16 protein-coding genes and 1 pseudogene are annotated in these 18,079 nt (G+C 64.0%); 7 read left to right on the forward strand and 10 right to left on the reverse strand.

Annotated features, from left to right (window positions below; all coding sequences use genetic code 11):
• Positions 1-104: 104 nt before the first annotated feature.
• A complete protein-coding gene (locus M0D43_RS05155; protein ID WP_260808007.1) occupies positions 105-1,502 on the forward strand; it encodes a trypsin-like serine peptidase in 1,398 nt (465 codons plus the stop codon).
• 112 nt (positions 1,503-1,614) lie between these two features.
• Here M0D43_RS05155 and M0D43_RS05160 read toward each other — a convergent pair whose 3' ends face one another.
• A complete protein-coding gene (locus tag M0D43_RS05160) occupies positions 1,615-2,433 on the reverse strand; it encodes an HDOD domain-containing protein (protein ID WP_252164963.1) in 819 nt (272 codons plus the stop codon).
• Between the two features lie 205 nt (positions 2,434-2,638).
• Between M0D43_RS05160 and M0D43_RS05165 the strand changes: the two genes are divergently transcribed.
• On the forward strand, positions 2,639-2,872 hold the full coding sequence (locus tag M0D43_RS05165) for a hypothetical protein (RefSeq protein ID WP_260808008.1): 234 nt from the start codon (positions 2,639-2,641) through the stop codon (positions 2,870-2,872).
• 58 nt (positions 2,873-2,930) lie between these two features.
• Here the strand turns inward: M0D43_RS05165 and M0D43_RS05170 are convergent.
• From M0D43_RS05170 to lexA, 5 genes and pseudogenes are all read right to left on the reverse strand, one after another.
• Positions 2,931-3,391: pseudogene (locus M0D43_RS05170) on the reverse strand (VOC family protein).
• Between the two features lie 221 nt (positions 3,392-3,612).
• Positions 3,613-6,861: an error-prone DNA polymerase gene (locus M0D43_RS05175; protein WP_260808009.1), complete on the reverse strand. Its 3,249-nt coding sequence runs from the start codon at positions 6,859-6,861 to the stop codon at positions 3,613-3,615.
• Between the two features lie 172 nt (positions 6,862-7,033).
• Positions 7,034-8,452 (reverse strand): Y-family DNA polymerase, encoded by a 1,419-nt coding sequence (locus tag M0D43_RS05180; protein WP_260808010.1) that lies wholly within the window; start codon positions 8,450-8,452, stop codon positions 7,034-7,036.
• Between the two features lie 7 nt (positions 8,453-8,459).
• A complete protein-coding gene (gene imuA / locus M0D43_RS05185; RefSeq protein WP_252163805.1) occupies positions 8,460-9,110 on the reverse strand; it encodes a translesion DNA synthesis-associated protein ImuA in 651 nt (216 codons plus the stop codon).
• Between the two features lies 1 nt (position 9,111).
• Positions 9,112-9,717, reverse strand: coding sequence for a transcriptional repressor LexA (gene lexA, locus M0D43_RS05190; protein WP_252163806.1), 606 nt, complete (start codon positions 9,715-9,717; stop codon positions 9,112-9,114).
• Between the two features lie 149 nt (positions 9,718-9,866).
• On the opposite strand from lexA, the gene M0D43_RS05195 reads away from it, so the two are divergent.
• On the forward strand, positions 9,867-10,088 hold the full coding sequence (locus M0D43_RS05195) for an AbrB/MazE/SpoVT family DNA-binding domain-containing protein (RefSeq protein ID WP_010363114.1): 222 nt from the start codon (positions 9,867-9,869) through the stop codon (positions 10,086-10,088).
• A gap of 9 nt (positions 10,089-10,097) precedes the next feature.
• Positions 10,098-10,523, forward strand: a complete 426-nt coding sequence (locus tag M0D43_RS05200) for a type II toxin-antitoxin system death-on-curing family toxin (protein ID WP_252163807.1) — start codon at positions 10,098-10,100, stop codon at positions 10,521-10,523.
• 207 nt (positions 10,524-10,730) lie between these two features.
• Here the strand turns inward: M0D43_RS05200 and M0D43_RS05205 are convergent, their stop codons facing one another.
• From M0D43_RS05205 to M0D43_RS05220, 4 genes are all read right to left on the reverse strand, one after another.
• A complete protein-coding gene (locus M0D43_RS05205; RefSeq protein ID WP_260808011.1) occupies positions 10,731-11,246 on the reverse strand; it encodes a DUF6496 domain-containing protein in 516 nt (171 codons plus the stop codon).
• A 157-nt stretch (positions 11,247-11,403) separates the two neighbouring features.
• Positions 11,404-11,745 carry a cupin domain-containing protein gene (locus tag M0D43_RS05210; protein WP_252163809.1) on the reverse strand — a complete coding sequence of 114 codons (342 nt, stop codon included), beginning with the start codon at positions 11,743-11,745 and terminating at the stop codon, positions 11,404-11,406.
• A gap of 42 nt (positions 11,746-11,787) precedes the next feature.
• Positions 11,788-12,402, reverse strand: a complete 615-nt coding sequence (locus tag M0D43_RS05215; protein WP_252163810.1) for a GIY-YIG nuclease family protein — start codon at positions 12,400-12,402, stop codon at positions 11,788-11,790.
• Positions 12,399-13,730, reverse strand: a complete 1,332-nt coding sequence (locus M0D43_RS05220; RefSeq protein ID WP_252163811.1) for a DUF763 domain-containing protein — start codon at positions 13,728-13,730, stop codon at positions 12,399-12,401. The genes M0D43_RS05215 and M0D43_RS05220 overlap by 4 nt, the downstream gene beginning before the upstream one ends.
• Before the next feature lie 300 nt (positions 13,731-14,030).
• On the opposite strand from M0D43_RS05220, the gene M0D43_RS05225 reads away from it, so the two are divergent.
• Genes M0D43_RS05225 through M0D43_RS05235 form a run of 3 tightly spaced genes read left to right on the forward strand, consistent with a single transcriptional unit; the run spans position 14,031 to position 17,964 of the window.
• Positions 14,031-14,609, forward strand: a complete 579-nt coding sequence (locus tag M0D43_RS05225; protein WP_252163812.1) for a (2Fe-2S)-binding protein — start codon at positions 14,031-14,033, stop codon at positions 14,607-14,609.
• Positions 14,582-15,670 carry an FAD binding domain-containing protein gene (locus tag M0D43_RS05230; protein ID WP_252163813.1) on the forward strand — a complete coding sequence of 363 codons (1,089 nt, stop codon included), beginning with the start codon at positions 14,582-14,584 and terminating at the stop codon, positions 15,668-15,670. Before M0D43_RS05225 ends, M0D43_RS05230 begins: the two co-directional genes overlap by 28 nt.
• Positions 15,667-17,964: a xanthine dehydrogenase family protein molybdopterin-binding subunit gene (locus M0D43_RS05235; RefSeq protein ID WP_252163814.1), complete on the forward strand. Its 2,298-nt coding sequence runs from the start codon at positions 15,667-15,669 to the stop codon at positions 17,962-17,964. Before M0D43_RS05230 ends, M0D43_RS05235 begins: the two co-directional genes overlap by 4 nt.
• Positions 17,965-18,079 lie beyond the last annotated feature (115 nt).

Here is an 18,079-nt window from a genome sequence, read left to right on the forward strand (position 1 = left end):
CTTGTCCGCACCGACCAAGCGGTGAAGATTCGCCACCTTCATTCGGCCCGGATGAGACGGCATGCTCATTCCGCCACCTGCCGCTCCTGACCAAAGGACCTGCCATGTATCGCCACAACGCCTTATGTCTCGCCTTGCTTTCTGCCGTTTCAACCCCTGCGCTCGCCGCGCCCCCCACTGAGATGGATGCAGCGCCAGTGAGCGCGGCACCGCAACCGGAGCAACTCGGTGCTGCGAGCCTGCAGTCGGCAGGTTTGCATGGCGGCCTCATGTCCACCCAGGTGGCACACCTGGCTGCCCCCACCGACAAGCAATTGAGCCTGCTGCGTGAGCGCCGCATTGCGCAGCTCAACCATGGGCAACCCTTGCAGATCGGCTTTTCGCGTGCGGTCCCGCAGCCGCGGGTGAACCTGGCCGCGCTGGACTGGCAACTCGCAGGCAATGGCACGCGCGTGGCCACCTTGAAGCTCAGCTCCGCAAAGGCGGCCTCGCTCCGTGCGGCATTAGTGTTGCGTGGCGCCGGTGCAACACCCGGCATGCCCTCCCAGGTGGTGTTGCGCTTCGCCGACAACCACGGGCATGTCTTTGAGCGCTCCGGTGCCGATTTCGTCACCGCCGGCGATGCCATCGGTTGGTCGCCGGTTGTCGACGGAGAAGACCTGCTGATCGAGATCGCGCTGCCGGCGGGCCAATATCCCGAGAACTTCAGCCTCAGCATCCCCCAGTTATCGCATCTGGATATCAGCCCCAGTGCCAACACGCAGGACTTCATGTTCAGCGCCATCGGCAACACCAGCTCCTGCGAAAGCGATATCGTCTGCCGTGCCCACCCTAGTCGCGGCTTTCTCGATGCGTCGAGCGCAGTCGCGCGCATGGTGATCACCGACAGCAATGGGTCGTTCTCGTGCACCGGCACCTTGCTCAATAACGCCAACTCGCGCAAACGTCACCTGTTCTGGACTGCCTCGCATTGCGTCAGCACCCAGAGCGTTGCCAACACCTTGCAGACCTACTGGTTCTACGATGCAGCACGCTGCAACAGCACCTCCGTCAGCAGACAGGCGACCACACTCAGTGGCGGCGCGGTGTTGCGCTACGCCAACTCAACACGCGACATCTCGCTGCTGGAGCTGAGGAGCCCGCCACCGCCGGGGGCGTTCTATGCAGGTTGGAGCAGCGCTGCGATCGGTGCCATCGGCACCCCGATCGTCGGCATCCACCACCCGAACAATGCGCTCAAAAAATACTCGCTAGGCACCGTGACCGCGCTCGAGACCTCCTTTGAGGACAAGAGCCCGCTATATCAGGTGCACTGGCACGAGGGCGTCACCGAAGACGGCTCCTCCGGCTCGGGTTTGTTCACCGTGGCAAGGAACGGCGCATACCAGCTGCGGGGTGGTTTGTTCGATGGCACCTCGTCCTGCTCGGCGCGGCGCGATCCCGATTACTACTCGCGCTTCTCGGACGTGTATCCCCGGATTTCCAAATACTTCGGCAAGTAGCTCGTCGATTGGTGTGGCAGGCGACGCATCGCCTGCCACACGATACCGGCAGCCGCTGCCGCACTGCGCGTGAGCAACAGACTTGCAGCCACCGGCTAGGCGCCGAACAGGCTTAGTGCAGCAACTCAGCAAACGCGCGATCGGCCTCGATCACCTCCGGCAGCGCGGCGAACAAGGCCTCCAGATCCACGCCGTCCATCAGCGGGCCGCGTACCGATTCCAATGCCGCCGGGGTGGCGCCGCCGTGCGCATGCAACGCATCGGAGACCTGCACTGCCTGGGCGACCAGCAACGGCATGCGTGCGCCGTCGGGCGCGGCCGCCGGGCGAACCTGATAGGCGATGGCTTGCTGGATGATCACCGGCAGCTGCCAGCGACGTACCAGCTCGGCGCCGACTTCCGGGTAGCCGAAACCCAGCTGCAGGGTTTCTTCGGCGGCGTGGCCGGCCGATGAGGTGTCGTGATTGATGCGGCTGGCGTAATCCGGTGCGCCGGACTGGATCAGCAACTCGCCGATGTTGTGCATCATGCCGCAGGTGAAGGCGGTTTCCGGATCCAGGCCGTGCTGGCGCGCCAGCAGGCGGCAGATGCCGGCCACCTCGAAACTATGGCGCCAGAAGGACTTCAGATCGAAGCCGGGGCCGGCGCGGAACGCACCGGTCATCGCCGAGGCAAGCACCAGCGTGCGCAGGGTGTTGAAGCCCAACCGCATGGCTGCGTCTTCGACGCTGGTGGAATCGCGCAGGCCATGGAAACGCGCCGAATTGGCCAGCCGCAACACTTTGGCGGCAATCACCGGATCGCGCTCGATGCTGTGCGCCAGCGTATCGATATCGGTCTGCGGATCGTCGAATTGACGGATCAGGTCCTGCGCCACCTTGGGCACGGTGGGCAAGGTGTGCAACTGGTCGAACAACGCCTCCAACTTCATGATCGCCTCGTGGGTGAAAGACAAGCCAGCGCGGCCGCGCGGATATGCATGGTGTAGCACAGACCGGTTTGCTGCCAATGACCTGGGGCAGATGCATTTACTCACGCTTGTGGCTGCGTGACTCAGGACGTTGCTTGGCCACTTGGCCCGAAGCAACCAGCGCAGCAAGCGAGCTCGACAATTTACGGGCACACGACCGCATCGATTGCGTCAGTCGGCCTTGGCACCACGCAGTGATTTGGACAGATTGGCGGCCCGCGCCTTCGCGATCGGGATCGAACGTCCTGAGTCCGGGTGCCAGATCGCGGCAGTCGTCAACGAGGCTGTGAGCGACGCGCTACAGGAAGCCGAACGGCTGCTGGTCGAACGTCTGGCATCGATCAGCCTAGCCGTACTCGTCCAGACATTGGAGGAACGGCGCGACCCCGTCAGCGTCTGACCAATATCGGCATGCTTCCCAATAACGATGGTGAAGCGGGAAAACTCCCGCATGCCCATTAATGGGCTTGCGGCTGCATAAGCTCTATCGTGATTTGGTCGGGGCCTGAAACGTAGGCCACCAGCGTTCCCTTCCTTGGCCCACCCGCAATCGGCAGTGGACTACCCTTCGCCTTCCATCCTGCTGCCTCCACGCGAGCAATAGCGGCATGAATATCGTTTACGGTCAGAGCTAGGTGGGCCGCACCAATCGCCCCCGCGCTGTTCGGCACCGCCCCGTTCTGGCGCCCTTTTGAATATTGTAATAGTTCGATCACATAACCGTCTGGTGCCCTGACGATTGCCGTTTTTACATTGGGATCATCGACACCAGTCACCTGATACAGGAAATCGCCCCCATCTCGGACTGCCGCTCAAGCTTAAAGCCGAGTGCTCCTGTCCAGAACCGAACAGCTTCGTCCAATGACGATACCGCGAAGCCTGTGTGGTCCACGGCGATTATTCTTGCGTCGTTGTTCATTGCGTCACTCTCACTAGACCGTGCTTGAGGTGTCGGAGCTTGCGCCCTAGCTGCAACCGACGCCAGCAGCATGACGAATATGATCTTCATGGTGACGCGCTACCGCGAAGGCCTCTTCCCGAAAAAAACGGTTGTCAGGAAGGTCGGAGCGTTCCCAAAAAGCCAGCAGTTGGGTATAGAACGCACATAGAACCTAGCCGCAATCCACGGCCCGAAAAGCATCAATGGAAATCGCGCGACGGCAGCTGCATGTCGCCGAGCAGGTCGCTGAGATCGTGCAGGTCGCCGGCGATGAGGTGCTCCACGCCGTCCACGCGTTCCCAGCGGCCGCGCACGGCGAGCAGACGCGAATCCAGCAGCGCGCGGCGGCGGCGTAGCGCCAGGTGCGACCAGACGATGACGTTGATCATGCCGTGTTCGTCTTCCAGGGTGACGAAGATCGTGCCCTTGGCGGTGGCTGGGCGTTGGCGCTGGGTGACCAGGCCGGCGACATGCACGCCGCTGCCGTGGCGACGGCCCTGCAGGTCGCGCAGGCCCAGGATGCGCCGCTGGCGCATCTGCGGGCGCAGCAGCGCCATGGGATGTTGGCGCAGGCTCAGGCCCACCGACCGATAGTCGGCCAGGATTTCTTCACCCATCCGGGGCGCCTCGAACTCTACCGGGCACTCTTCCGGGCTGCCGGGCAACAAGGGCCGGCGCGCTTCCACGCCGGCCATCGCCCAGCGCGCGACATTGCGGTTTCCCACCATGCCCTGCAAGGCGCCGGCCTCGGCCAAGGCCAGGCGCGCCGTTTCGTCGAGTGCGGCGCGCAGACAGAGATCGCCGATATCGGCGAAGGCCCGCTGCGCGCGTGCAGCGGCAATGCGGTTGGCCATCACTTCCGATAATCCAGCGACCTGGCGCATGCCCAGCCGGATCGCCGGTTGTTCGCCGGGGTCTTCGTCGCTGCGCCAGGGCCGGCCACCGACCAGGGTGTTGTCCCAGTCGCTGTGCAATACATCCACCGGCAGCACCTCCACGCGCGCGCGCTCGGGACTGCCACGGCGCGCGTCCTGCACGATCTGGCTGGCCGAGTAGAACCCCATCGGCTGCGCGTTGAGCAACCCGCAGGCGAATGCGGCGGGTTCGTGCCGTTTGAGCCAACAGCTGGCATAGACGAGCTTGGCGAACGAGGCGGCATGGCTTTGCGGAAAGCCGTAGGAACCGAAGCCCTTGATCTGCTCGAAGATCTGGTCGATGAAGGTGGAGGCATAGCCCTTGTTTTCCATCAATCCGCGAATACGCACGCGATGCGATTCCATATCGCCACCGCGGCGCCAGGCCGCCATCGAACGGCGTAGCTTGTCGGCCTCGTCAGGGTCGTAGCCGGCGTGTATCACCAATTCCATGACCTGCTCCTGGAACAGCGGGATCCCCAGTGTCGGCCCGAGAATCTTCTCCACGCCTTCGGAGGGATAGCTGATCAGGCTCTTGTCTTTGCGACGTTGCAGGTACGGATGCACCATGTCGCCCTGGATCGGGCCAGGGCGCACGATCGCCACTTCGATCACCAGGTCGTAGAACTCTGCAGGTTTGAGCCTCGGCAGCATCGCCATCTGCGCACGCGACTCGATCTGGAACACACCAACCGTATCGGCGCGCTGGATCATCTTGTAGGTCGCCGCATCCTCATCGGGCAACGTCGCCAACGCGTACTTGCGACCCCGATGGCCACGCACCAGGTCCAGCGTCTTGCGAATGCAGGTCAGCATGCCCAGCGCCAGGCAATCGACCTTGAGCAACTTCATCGTTTCCAGATCGTCCTTGTCCCACTGGATGATGGTGCGGTCGGCCATCGCGGCGTTTTCCACCGGCACCAGCAGCGACAAGGGTTCGTCGGAGATGACGAAACCCCCGACATGCTGCGACAGATGACGCGGGTGATCGCGCAGGTGCTCGGTGACCGCAAGAATCTTGTTGATCAGCGGATTGGCCAGATCGAATCCGGCTTCTTCGATACGCTGCTCCATCGGGGTGTCTCCATTGCCCCAGCCGTAGCAATTGGCCAGCAACGCAATCTGGTCCGGCGGCAGACCGAACGCTTTGGCCACATCGCGCACTGCACTCTTGCCGCGGTAGCAGATCACCGTGGCCGCCAGCGCCGCGCGTTCGCGGCCGTATTTGTTATAGACGTATTGCAGCACTTCCTCACGGCGTTCGTGCTCGAAATCCACATCAATATCTGGCGGTTCGTTACGTGCTTTGGACAAGAAGCGCGAGATCAACAATCGCGTCTTGATCGGATCAACCGACGTGATGCCGAGCGCATAGCAGACTGCCGAATTTGCTGAAGACCCACGTCCCTGACACAGGATGCCTTGGGAGCGAGCAAACCGCACCACGTCCTGTACGGTGAGAAAGAAAGCCTCGTATTCCAGTTCGGCGATCAGTGCCAATTCTTTCTCGATATCGTCGCGCACTTTCTCTGGCGTACCATTCGGCCATCGCTCACGCATCCCCTCCTCGGTGAGTTTTCGCAGATAACTCGCCGGCGTATGCCCCTCCGGCACCAGTTCGCGGGGATAGGTGTATTCAAGCCTGGAAATATCGAAGCTGCAGCGCGCGGCCAGCTCCACCGTGGCCTGCAGCAGCGCCTGCGGATAGATATTGCCCAGGGCGCGTCGCGTGCGCAGGTGGCGCTCGCCATTGCGGAACAGATGCGCGCCGCACTCGGCCAGCGGGGTGGTGTGGCGGATGGCGGTCAAGGTGTCCTGCACGATGCGCTCGCGGCGCTGCGCCATGTGCACATCGCCACTGGCCAATGCAGTCATGCCCAGTTGCTGCGCCAACAGTTGCAAGGCAAGCAGACGCGCTGCGTCGTCCTGTTCGCGATGCAGTTCCACCGCCAGAAACGCTCGCTCGCCGAACACCTGCTGCAGCCAGGCGCCCTGCTCGGCCTGCGGCTGCGCACCGGGCAACCACAGCGCGAACACACCGGGGAGGACATCGCGAAATTGCGCCTGGACCTCGGCACGCCCGAGCCGATACGCGCCCTTGCCTGCCGCACGCCGCGCGGTGGTGATCAGCGCGCACAACTGCGGATAGCCGTGCGCGTTTTCCACCAGCAGCACGAAGCGGGTGCCGTCAACGAGCGTGAATTCACTGCCGACGATCAGCCGCAGGCCGGTGGCGCGGGAGGATTCCAGGCCACGCACGATGCCGGCCAGCGAGCACTCGTCGGTGATGGCCAGGGCGCTGTAGCCGCAGTGTTGCGCACGTGCGAACAGCTGCTCGGCACTGGAAGCGCCACGCAGGAACGAAAAGTCCGACAGGCAATGCAGCTCGGCATAGCCAGGCAGGCCGTCGGCGTGCTGCGCATGGACGATGTCGTCGTTGGCAGCGCGCAGCCGCGCAGCCACATTCCAGGCGCGCGGCATGCGCCCGCCGGGGGTGTCGCGGTCTACACCATCGATGGCGTCATCCCAACTCATGGGCGGATGCCTTCAACAACGCTGCGCCATACGATGTTGCAATGCGCGGCAGATCGCGTCGTTGCAGATACTGCTGCGTGTTGCCTGCAGTCCTGGCATCGGCCATGCACCCCCGCGCCGCAACCACCCGCCAGGCGGCACGTGCCAAGAGACCGCGCTGGCATGCCTGCGATCACGCAAACCACCCATGCAGCATCCAGCCATCTAGCCGGCCAGGCGCGGCGAAGGCCCAGCCGCGCCGGCCGCGCGCGGTCTCCACCACGTAGTAATCGCGTCGCGCCTCGTCGTCGTCCCACCAACCGCTTTCCAGCCGTTCGGGACCGGAGACGATGCGCAGGTGCGGATCGTGCAACGGCACCGGCTGCGGCAGCAACCAGGTGGGCCGCGGCGGGCGTGGCGGCGCGGCGGCTTCGCGCACCGCATCGCCGATGGCGCGACGCCAGGCGCGCTCCGGGCGCGGGTCGTCGGCCGGCAGCACGCGGTACACCGCCTCATCGCCCAGGCGCGCACGCAGCCGTTCGCGCAGTTGCGGCCAATCCACCGACTGCTGCGCACGCTGGTCGAACAAGTCGCGCATGGCCGGCACGAACGGTGGCAGCTGGCGCGCCAACAGCCGCATCGCCACCACCGGCTGCGGAATCTCCACCCGCTCCAGCCGGTTGCGGGCCAGCTCGAACAACAACGTGGGCGCACGCTCCGGCGTCAGCAGGCCAATCTCCACATCGGTCGCGCCTTCCTCGTGTTCCAAACGCAACAAAAAACGCTGCACCCCGCCATCGCGGATGGACAGATACGTGCACAGATCGCCGATCAACCTGCGCAGCGGGAACAGCAGTGCCGGATGGGTTTCCACCTCGTAGCCCAGCTCCACGCGTTGGTCGAAGTGGTCCGGGGGCGCGTAGCACTCCAGCGTGTCATCGACAGTGCCGTAGAGGCGATCCAGATGATCGAGCAGGCCCGCACCGAAGCGCCGGCGCAGCCCGTCACGCGGCAAGGCGCGCACCGCCGCAAGCGTGCGCACGCCCATGTGCTGCAGACGCTCGCCGGCATCGTCGGGCAACGCGGCGCGGCGCACCGGCACCTTATCCAGCGTGCTGTGCAGAGCCGGCAACTGCGTTACCACCATGCCGTCGCGCAGGCCAGCCAACACGCGCGCCGCACGCGGTGTGGGCGCCAGCGCAAGCCGGTGCTGGAAACCCAAGGCCTGCAGCTCATTGCGCAGGCGACGCTCGAAGCGCGGCCAGGGGCCGAACAGGCGAAAGCTGGCACCGGCTTCCAGCACGATGGCGCGCGACCATTGCTGGCTCACCAACGAACTATGCCGATACGCCCAGGCCGCAAGAAACCGCTGGGTACGCGCTTCGTTCTGCGTGTCGTAATCGACCGTGCGCACCTGTTCCATCAAGGCATGCGCCGCAGACAGGCGCATGCCGGGGTTCAATCCTGCAGCGGCAGCAGCGGGATTGACCGAATGCAGGCTGCGCAGCTGCGCTGGCCCCTGCACCAGCACCAGCGGCGCCTGCGGCTCTTCAAGCCGCCGTAGAACGGCGTCCAGCGCCAGCTGCGGCAATAGGATGCAGGCCCACAACATGCGCGCCTCAATGCGCCAGCCGCAACGGCTGCGACGGCACCTGACCGCCGCGGCATTTGCGCACCTGCCAGGCATCGCGCTCGGGCAGGAATTCCAGCCGCAAGGCCGCCGGCGATGCATTCACCGCATGGCGGCGGTCGCGCAACGCGAACGCACAGCAATTGCCGCTATCGGCCGCCACCTGCAACCGCCGCAGCGCACGCGCATCGCCAGTCTGCGGCCAACCCAGCACCGCGGCGCACGCGCCGCTGCGCAGGCATTGTTCGAACGCCCATAACGCTTCGCGCGGCTCGGCCTGCACCACTTCCAGATGTTCCAGCACCACCCCGCCCGCCTGCCACGCTGGTGCGTAAGGAATGAACGGCGGCGCCACCAACACCACCCGACTGCTGCTGGCGGTCATGCGTGCCAGCGTAGGCAGCAACAAGGCAATCTCGCCGATGCCATGGGTGGGCAACAGCAACTCGGTCAACGCACGCCGCGGCCAGCCGCCGTCGGGCAGCAGTGCATCCAGTGCCGCATGCCCGGTGGATTCGCCGCCGTTGGCGGTGGCTGTGCCCTGGCCCGCACGCCAGACCGTGCGCGCGGCCAGCAGGGCATCCAGCGGCAGTGCCAGCGCGGCATTGCCGTGTTGTCGCAGCGGCACGGGCTCGCTCATCTCAACCCTGCCGGATCAGGCCGCAGTACAGCCCTTCGATCGCGAAGTCGGCATCGGCCGCCACCACGATCGGCGCATGCGCGCGGTTGCGCGGCAACAGGCGGATGCGTTCGGCACCGCGCTCCAGGCGCTTGATGGTGATTTCGCCATCCACCCGCGCCACCACGATTTGCCCATCGCGCGCCTCATTGCTGCGATGCACGCCGACCAGGTCGCCATCCAGGATGCCGTCGTCGATCATCGAATCGCCTTGCACTTTCAGCAGGTAATCCGGACGCAAGGAAAACAGCGTGCGGTCCAGCCACAGCTGCCGCTCCAGGCCGATATCCGCCCCGATCGGCACACCCGCCGCCACCCGCCCCAGCACCGGCAAGCCCAGCAAGGCATCGCGCCCGGCGCCACCGGGCACGCGGATGCCGCGTTTCTGATTGGGCAGCAGCTCGATCAACCCGGCCTCGGCCAGTGCCTGCACATGCTTTTGCGCGGCATTGCGCGAGGCAAACCCGAAGGCCTGCGCGATCTCGGCCAGACTGGGCGATACGCCTGCCTGGGCCTGCTCCTGCAGGAACGCCAGCACGGCGGCACGTTGAGGGGTAAGTGGTGGCATCGGAGCGCGGCAGCCGGGCGGGACAAGGTGTACATTTGTACACCTATCGGTCGCAGCAGGCGAGATTGGCTAGCTGAGCCGCTTCAGCACACCGCTTGCGACCGGTCGAGGACGGAGTTATAACTTACGTATTAACGCGAGGTGGCATCATGAAACTCAAGATCACTGCGATTGGCAACTCCGCCGGCGTCATCCTGCCCAAGGAACTGTTAGCGCGCCTGCGGCTTGGAAAGGGCGACGAACTCTATGCGCTGGAAACGCCCGACGGCATCAAGCTGACCGCCTTCGACCCGACGTTGGCGGCGCAGATGGATGTGGCCGAGCAGGTGATGCGCGACCGCCGCACTTTGCTCAACAAGCTGGCGCAGTAACCCACACGCATGATCATCTGGATCGAGCGACCACTTGTCTTGGCTATTCACGACCGCCAGCTGGCCGAGCATGGTGGTGGAAGCGGTGTGCGCGACGATGCGTTACTCGACTCAGCGCTTGCGAGACCTAAACAATTGTCGGCGTATGGGGAACCACCTCCGGACCTGGCGGCGCTTGCAGCCAGCCTAGCGTATGGCTTGGCCCGCAATCATCCATTTGTCGATGGCAACAAACGCACCGCAGCTGTGGCGTGCGAAACCTTCATCGTGCTCAACGGAGCCACTTTGCAGGCAGGCGATCTGCAGCTTTACGGTTTTTATATCGGCCTGGCGGATGGCTCGCTCGATGAAGACGCTTGTGCAGCTTGGCTACGCCCACGCTTGCAATCCCGGCACCAGCAACGCGTACATGAATCAGTACCGGACTACGGTTGAGGTGGGACGCGCTGCCGCATCAGCAGCGCTCCTCGTGCCTGCTGCGCGGCAGCCTTTTTGCTTGTTCTAAAAGTGGCTATAAAACAACTACGCAGCAACTAGGCGGGCAAAGTCGGTATCCGAGGTGGCATGGACCACTCGTATCCTCCAGCTACTCCGCTCCGTCCGCGCACACCTGAAAACTAATCGCCACATCAGGTAGCAGTGCTAGGCGTCCTTGGTTCCGGCACGCTTCCGCGTCGCAGCCGCTTTCTTCGCGGCCGCCTTGCGCACTGCCGGGCCCTTGGTCTCTGCCGCCTTCTTCGCTGCTGCCGAACGGTCGCTGGCCACGCGCTTTTTGGCAGCGCCTGCGGCCTGTGCAGACAAGGCCTGCTTACCCACCGTCTTCTTGTCGGTGGTGCCCTTGCTCGCTGTCTTTAAAGCTTTCTTGGCGCCCGCCGAGCGTGTAGGCGACACCGGCTTCTTGGAAATTGCAGCTGCCTTGTCCTGCGCGGCTTTTTTCTTGGCGGCCTTGGACGCGGAGCCGGACGCTGAAACATCCACGCCATCGCCGCGCGCCTTGGACAATCCGACCGCAATGGCCTGCTTGGTGCTTTTCACACCGTGCGCGCCTCCGCGCACCTGGTCGATTTCTTCTTTGACGTATTCGCCAGCCTGTTTACTTGCCGATTTGCCTTCGCGCTTGTCCTTGGCGGCAGCGCGGCGCGTCTTGGTCTGCGGCATGGCACTTCCCAGGCGATGGATGGTTGCTCGATGTCACAAGCGCGGCGTCAATACGCAGTGGGCACGATGCTCACCTGCCGTTGCAGCACGGCTGGCGTCCTGCCATCCATGCGCCTGCACAGAGACTGATCGCATCACCACATCCGCCAGCGACACGCTACGCCTCACCGGCCGGTCGTGGTTTGCCTTGCACAGCGTAGGCGGGCGGATGATAGAACCTAACCGTCTTCAACGGTGTGTGGCCAGTGTTACGGATCTCATGTGTTTCACCGCGCTCGATGGCAATCAGGCTGCCGGCTTGTAGCGCATGCGTCTGCCCCTCGACGAGGGCCCCGCCGGTGCCATCCACCACGTACAACCACTGGTCGGCACCACGGTGGCGATTGTCGGGCCCGCCTTCGCCTTTCCCCGGCGCAATCACCATTTCGGCGGCTTGCACTTGGCGCACCGAAAACAGCGCCTTGAACGCCTCGGTCAATGGCAGTTGCGCACTCTGCATCTGGCGCTCCCGCGGGGTGAGGCGACCCTGAGCCGAAGCATGTCAACGTGCTGGCAATAATGCGTAGCTGTTGCGGCAATGCCATGCCCAAATGTGTTCGGGCAGATGCGCCTGCACAGGTAAATCCAATGCGCGATAGCCATCGAGCACATCGCCCAGCGCGCGTTGCGCCGGCGTGGGACCTGTCAGGCCATCCAGCTCGTCCGCGCTCAACTGCACTGCGGCCCAGTCGTAGAGTCGATCGATGCGCTGCGCCATTGACGCCTGCAGCCAATCGCGCAACACGAAGACGCGATACCCGTGCCGTTGCAATGCGGCTACCGCATTTTCCAATGCCTCGCCTACGCCCCGAAACCATTCGGTATGGCCGCCGGCTGCTGCGCGGATGGCCATCGGTGCCGGTGCGTTATGCGCAAGCACGGGGCGACGCAGTTGCAACTCCAAATCGCGGGCATCGCGCTCGCGCTCGGCTTCTACCAGCACCCCGCGTTCCAGATCGAAAAACTCGAACCAGCGCGGGTGCAAGCTACCGATGCGCCCCAACGGATCACGCGAGAAACCGATCTTGCAATGGTCTTCCCACTGACAAGGGAATACATAGGTGAAACAGCGCCCATCGATAGCAATCGGCGTACTGCTGCATTCGCGCACGCTCATCGGCGACCTGCATGCGCGCGCATCGCCTGCACAGCATGCGCGCCCTCCGGCGCCGGTTCCCAACCGAACACGCTGCGCCCGCCATAGCGATGCGAATCGCGGCGCTCCTGTGCGATGTAGTCTTCCACTGTCGGCCCGTGTGCAGTGGCTTCGAGACGACGCGCCTGAGCGTCCAGCCGCGCGATCGCCTGCAAGCGTTCGTCGTTACCGAGTTTGGCCTGCTGCATCGCCTGCTTGAGTACCCCGATCGTGTGATCGAGCACGCGTGTCGGCACCGGGAACGGTTGCCGGTCCTTGCCGCCATGTGCAAGCGAAAAGCGTGCTGGGTCGCTGAAACGGCATGGCGTGCCGTGCACCACTTCGGCCACCATCGCCAGCGAGCGCAAGGTGCGTGCACCCACGCCGGGGACTTGCAGCAATGCGGTGAAATCGCGGGGACCCGCTTCTGCGGCTGCGGCCAGGCTGGCGTGCAGACGGCGGGTGATCACGTTTTCGCTGCGCACGTCATGATGATCAGGCATGGACAGATGCGGTTGCTGCGCTGGGTCCCAGGTGTGCCCGGCGAACAGATCGCCGGTGACCGGAGCTTGCACAGCAGTCGCTGCAGCAGGTGCCTCCGCACCCGCAATCCGTTGCCAGTGGCGTGCCAGCTGATCCGGCGCTGTGTTACGCAACAACTCCACCTGCGCATCGCGCGAGGCAGCCGCGCGACGGTCGGCAAGATTGACGATGTTGCCTTGATGCGCACCATCGATGGCGGCATGCGGCGCATCCACAAAACTGCTCAGTCCTTCGGAGAGCCAGTGATATCGGCGCGCCTGCTTGCGCTGCCCGTGCATGCCCTGCTGCACCACGACCCAGCGGCCGTCGTCGCTGACGATAAAGCTGTGCAGATACAGATCGAAGCCGTCCTGTACTGCGGCGCTATCCACCTTGGCGACCAGTCGGCTGGCCTGCGCCAATGCGGCGCCATCCAGCCCTACGGCATCGCCCACTGCCAGCAATTCTGCAGGCGTAGCGCGCGAATGCCGGCCGCGCCCGCCACACACATGCAGACCCAGTTCGCTGGACAACGGCGTCAACCCACGCTTGAGTGCACCGATCACACTCGTGGTAATGCCCGACGAATGCCAGTCCATGCCCATTACCGCGCCCAACGACTGGAACCAGAACGGGTGCGCAAGCCGCCGCAACAATTCATCGCGCCCATAGCTGTGTACGATCGCCTCGCACATCACCGCACCAAGCCGCGTCATCCGCTCCCCCAACCAATGCGGAACGCGTCCGCCATGCAGCGGAAGATCTGCACTGCCGCCGCGCCGGCTCATTGCTGCCACCTCGTATTCATTCGACAAGGATAACGGCGGTGCGTCGCAGCAGCTGGGACGCAGATGCGTCAGCGCACGCGTAAAGCTGACCAATTCAGCGCAGCAGTGACTGCATGCACGCCACACGTACCGCGTACACACGCGCAACGCATGCAAGCGCGAGCATGCAGTGCTCGCACCGCCGTTGCTGAATGCGGTAGCGAAGCGTTGCATCAATGTGAATCGCACACGTGGTCACTTTGCGTTGACCACAACGCCGTCAAGGTGATGGCCCTCCTCAGCCATCGCCACGGGGTTCGCATGACTGCCACATCCGCCACTGCCCATGACACGGCGCCGGCAACTGCCGCCACCAGTGTGCCGACCTACCCGGTCAACCTGCGCATCAACGGCCAGCCTTATCAACTGCAACTCGCAGCCTGGGTGAGCCTGCTCGATTTGCTGCGCGACCACCTCGACCTGACCGGCACCAAGAAAGGCTGCGACCACGGCCAGTGTGGCGCCTGCACAGTGCTGATCGATGGCCGCCGCATCAACAGCTGTCTGACCCTGGCCGTCATGCAGGACGGTGCCGACATCACCACCGTCGAAGGCCTGGCAAATGGCGATGAACTGCATCCGCTGCAACGCGCCTTCATTGCCAACGACGCATTCCAGTGCGGTTATTGCACCCCTGGGCAGCTGTGCTCGGCAGTGGGCTTGATCAACGAAGGCAAAGCGCACGACCGCGACCAGGTGCGTGAGTTGATGAGCGGCAACATCTGCCGTTGCGGTGCCTATCCGCAGATCACCGATGCCGTGATGGACGTCATGGGCAAGTCCAGCGACGGCAGCGAAAGCGCGGCCACCCCATGGACGCCAGGGACGGTGCCGGCATGATTCCGCTCACCTATACACGCCCGGCCACCGTCGATGCCGCACTTGGCGCCATTGCAGTGCGCAGCGGCGACGCACAACCGGTGCCATCCGAAGTGCCGGTGCGGCTGATCGCCGGCGGCACCAATCTCACCGACCTGATGAAACTGCAGGTGATGCGACCCAGCCGCCTGGTCGACATCAACCGGCTGCCACTGGACAGCATCAGCACCCAACCCGATGGTCGCCTGCGATTGGGCGCGCTGGCACGCAATGCCGACACTGCCTATCACCCGGATGTGGAAGCGCGTTACCCTTTATTGAGCGCAGCAATTCTGGCCGGCGCCTCGCCACAGATTCGCAACATGGCCAGCAATGGCGGCAATCTGCTGCAGCGCACGCGCTGCATGTATTTCTACGACCATGCCACGCCGTGCAATAAGCGCGACCCGGGCACCGGCTGTTCGGCCATTGGCGGGCTGACCAAATACAACGCCATCCTTGGTACCAGCGCGCACTGCATCGCCACCCATCCGTCGGATATGTGCGTGGCATTGGCGGCGCTCGATGCCGTGGTGCATGTGCAAGGTGCCACTGGCGAGCGCGATATTCCCTTCGCGCAGTTCCACCGCCTGCCAGGCGAACACCCGGAACTGGACAGCACCTTGGCGCCTGACGAGTTGATCGTGCATATCGATCTCCCGGACGCACAGCGCTTCGTCGCACACAGTGCGTATCTCAAGATCCGTGAGCGCCTCTCGTATGCGTTCGCGCTGGTATCGGTGGCAGCCGCGTTGGATCTGGCCGACGACGGCAGCATCCGCGAGGTGCGCGTTGCACTGGGCGGCGTAGCGCACAAGCCGTGGCGCAATGCAGATGCAGAAGCACACTTGGTTGGCCAGTCAGCCAATGCCGACACCTTCGGCCGCCTGGCCGATGCGCTGCTGCAGGGCGCACAACCGCACGGCGAAAACGCCTTCAAACTGCCGCTGGCACGCCGCGCCATCGTGCGTGCATTGAGCGTTGCGCGCCAAGGCACCATCGACAACCGCGGGCGCACCAATGCGCTGGAGGAATTGCCATGAACGCACGCAGCACCGACCTGTCCGGCAGCCAGCTGAGCCCACCGGTTGCCGACAGCGGCACCGGTTATCGCCCCACCGGCACCGGCGTCACCCGCATCGATGGACGCGCAAAAGTCACCGGCCAAGCGCGCTACGCAGCCGAATGGCCGGTCTCGGATCTGGCTTATGGCGTGGTGGTCAACAGCAGCATTGCCAAGGGTGAGATCGTCGCATTTCATCTGCAGGCTGCGCGCGCAGTGCCCGGCGTGCTTGAGATCGTCACCCACGAAAACCGCCCGCACATGCGCGGCATGGATCTGTTCTACAAGGACATGACCGCTCCGGCCGGTTCGCCATTCCGTCCGTTGTACGACAACAAGATCCTGTACAGCGGCCAGCCCATCGCGCTGGTGGTTGCCGAGACCTTTGAAGCCGCCCGCCATGCCGCGCATCTGGTGGAGGTGGAGTTGTTGCAGGATCCACACGCCACCAACTTGATGACCAATCTGGACCGTGCGCACAAACCCAAGCCCTTGAAGGCCGGCTTTTCGCCGCCGCCCAAGGACAAGGGCGAGCCGGACGCCGCCTTCGACACTGCCGCATGCCAGGTCCAGGCCGACTATTACAGCGGCGTGGAGCACCACAACCCGATGGAGTTGTTCGCTTCTACCGTCATTCGCGGTGCCGATGGTCACTTCACCATTTACGACAAGACCCAGGGTTCACAGAACAGCCGTTGGTATGTGTCGCATGTGTTCGGGCTAAGCAAGCGCAAGGTCACTGTACGCAACCCGTATGTGGGCGGCGCGTTCGGCTCCGGGCTGCGCCCGCAGTATCAGTTGCCGCTGGCGGTCATGGCATCGATCGTGCTGGATCGGTCGGTGCGCGTGGTGCTGACGCGGCAACAGATGTTCACCTTCGGTCATCGCCCAGAAACGCTGCAGCGGCTCAAGCTCGGTGCGGACCACGACGGCACGTTGCGCTCCATCTGGCATGAAGCCATCGCCGAAACCTCACGTGGCGAAGACTACGTGGAAGTGGTGGTCAACTGGAGCGGCCAGTTGTATGCCTGCGACAACGTGCACCTGGGCTACAAGTTGGTCAGCCTGGACCGATACAGCCCGATGGATATGCGTGCGCCGGGGGCCGCGCATGGTGTCCATGCGCTGGAAGTGGCGATGGACGAGCTGTCTTATGAGGTCGGCATCGATCCGCTGGCGCTACGCTTGAAGAACTACGCCGAGGTCAACCCGGCTGACGACAAGCCGTATTCCACCAAGGCGCTGCGCCAGTGTTACGAGCGAGGGGCCGAGCGCTTCGGTTGGGCGCAACGCCCTCTGCAACCGCGCGCACGCAAGGAAGGCAGCGAGTGGGTGGGCTGGGGCATGGCCACCGGGCAATGGGATGCGATGCAGATGTTCGCGCGTGCACATGCGGTACTGCACGCCGATGGCCGTTTGGTGGTCAGCAGCGCGGCGAGTGACATCGGCACCGGCACCTATACGGTGATGGCAATGATCGCTGCCGAAGCCTTGGGACTGCCGCTGGAGCAGGTGACGTTTCAACTCGGCGATTCGACCTTGCCGGTTGCACCGATCGAAGGTGGCTCTTCGCATGTCACCACGGTGGGCTCGGCGGTGGATGGGGTCTGCGGCAAGTTGCGTGGACGCTTGTTGCGGCTGGCCAAGGCCCTGCCCGATTCGCGCTTCGCCAAGGCCAACATCGACGATGTGGTGTTTGCCGAGGGCAGGCTTGCATTGCGTGCCGATGCCAGCAGCGCCGTCGCCTTGACCGACCTGCTGCGCACTGCAGGACTGGAGCAAATCGAAGACAAGTTCCTCCTGCTGCCAAACGTGCTCAAGCAACGCAAGTACACCCGTGCCACGCATGGCGCCGTGTTTGTGGAGGTCCGCGTGGACGAGGAACTGGGCACGGTGCGGGTCACCCGCGTCGTCAGTGCGATTGCGGCGGGGCGCATCCTCAACCCGATCACCGCGCGTAGCCAGATCGTTGGTGGCGTGGTCTGGGGCATCGGCCAGGCGTTGCACGAACACACCCAATCCGACCATCGCTTTGGCCGCTTCATGAATCACGATCTGGCGATGTATCACGTCTCGGCCAACGCCGACATCCACGACATCGACGTGATCTTTGCCGACGAAGACGACCGCATCGTCAGCAGCCTGGGCGCAAAGGGTGTGGGAGAAATCGGCCTGGTCGGCGTTTCAGCGGCCATCTGCAATGCCATCTTCCATGCCACCGGCAAGCGCATCCGCAGCACGCCGATGACGCCGGACAAGGTGATGGCGGACTGATGCGCGTTGCCCCCTGCGCCTGCAGGGATGCATGGTGCATGCATCAGGAAAGGCAGCTAGCCGACCCAGTCGTTTTTTTGCTGGTCCAGGTGTTTACGACATGCGGGTTCAATGC

Origin of the sequence: Xanthomonas prunicola, assembly GCF_025266575.1 — a bacterium.
GTDB classification, from domain to species: domain Bacteria; phylum Pseudomonadota; class Gammaproteobacteria; order Xanthomonadales; family Xanthomonadaceae; genus Xanthomonas; species Xanthomonas prunicola.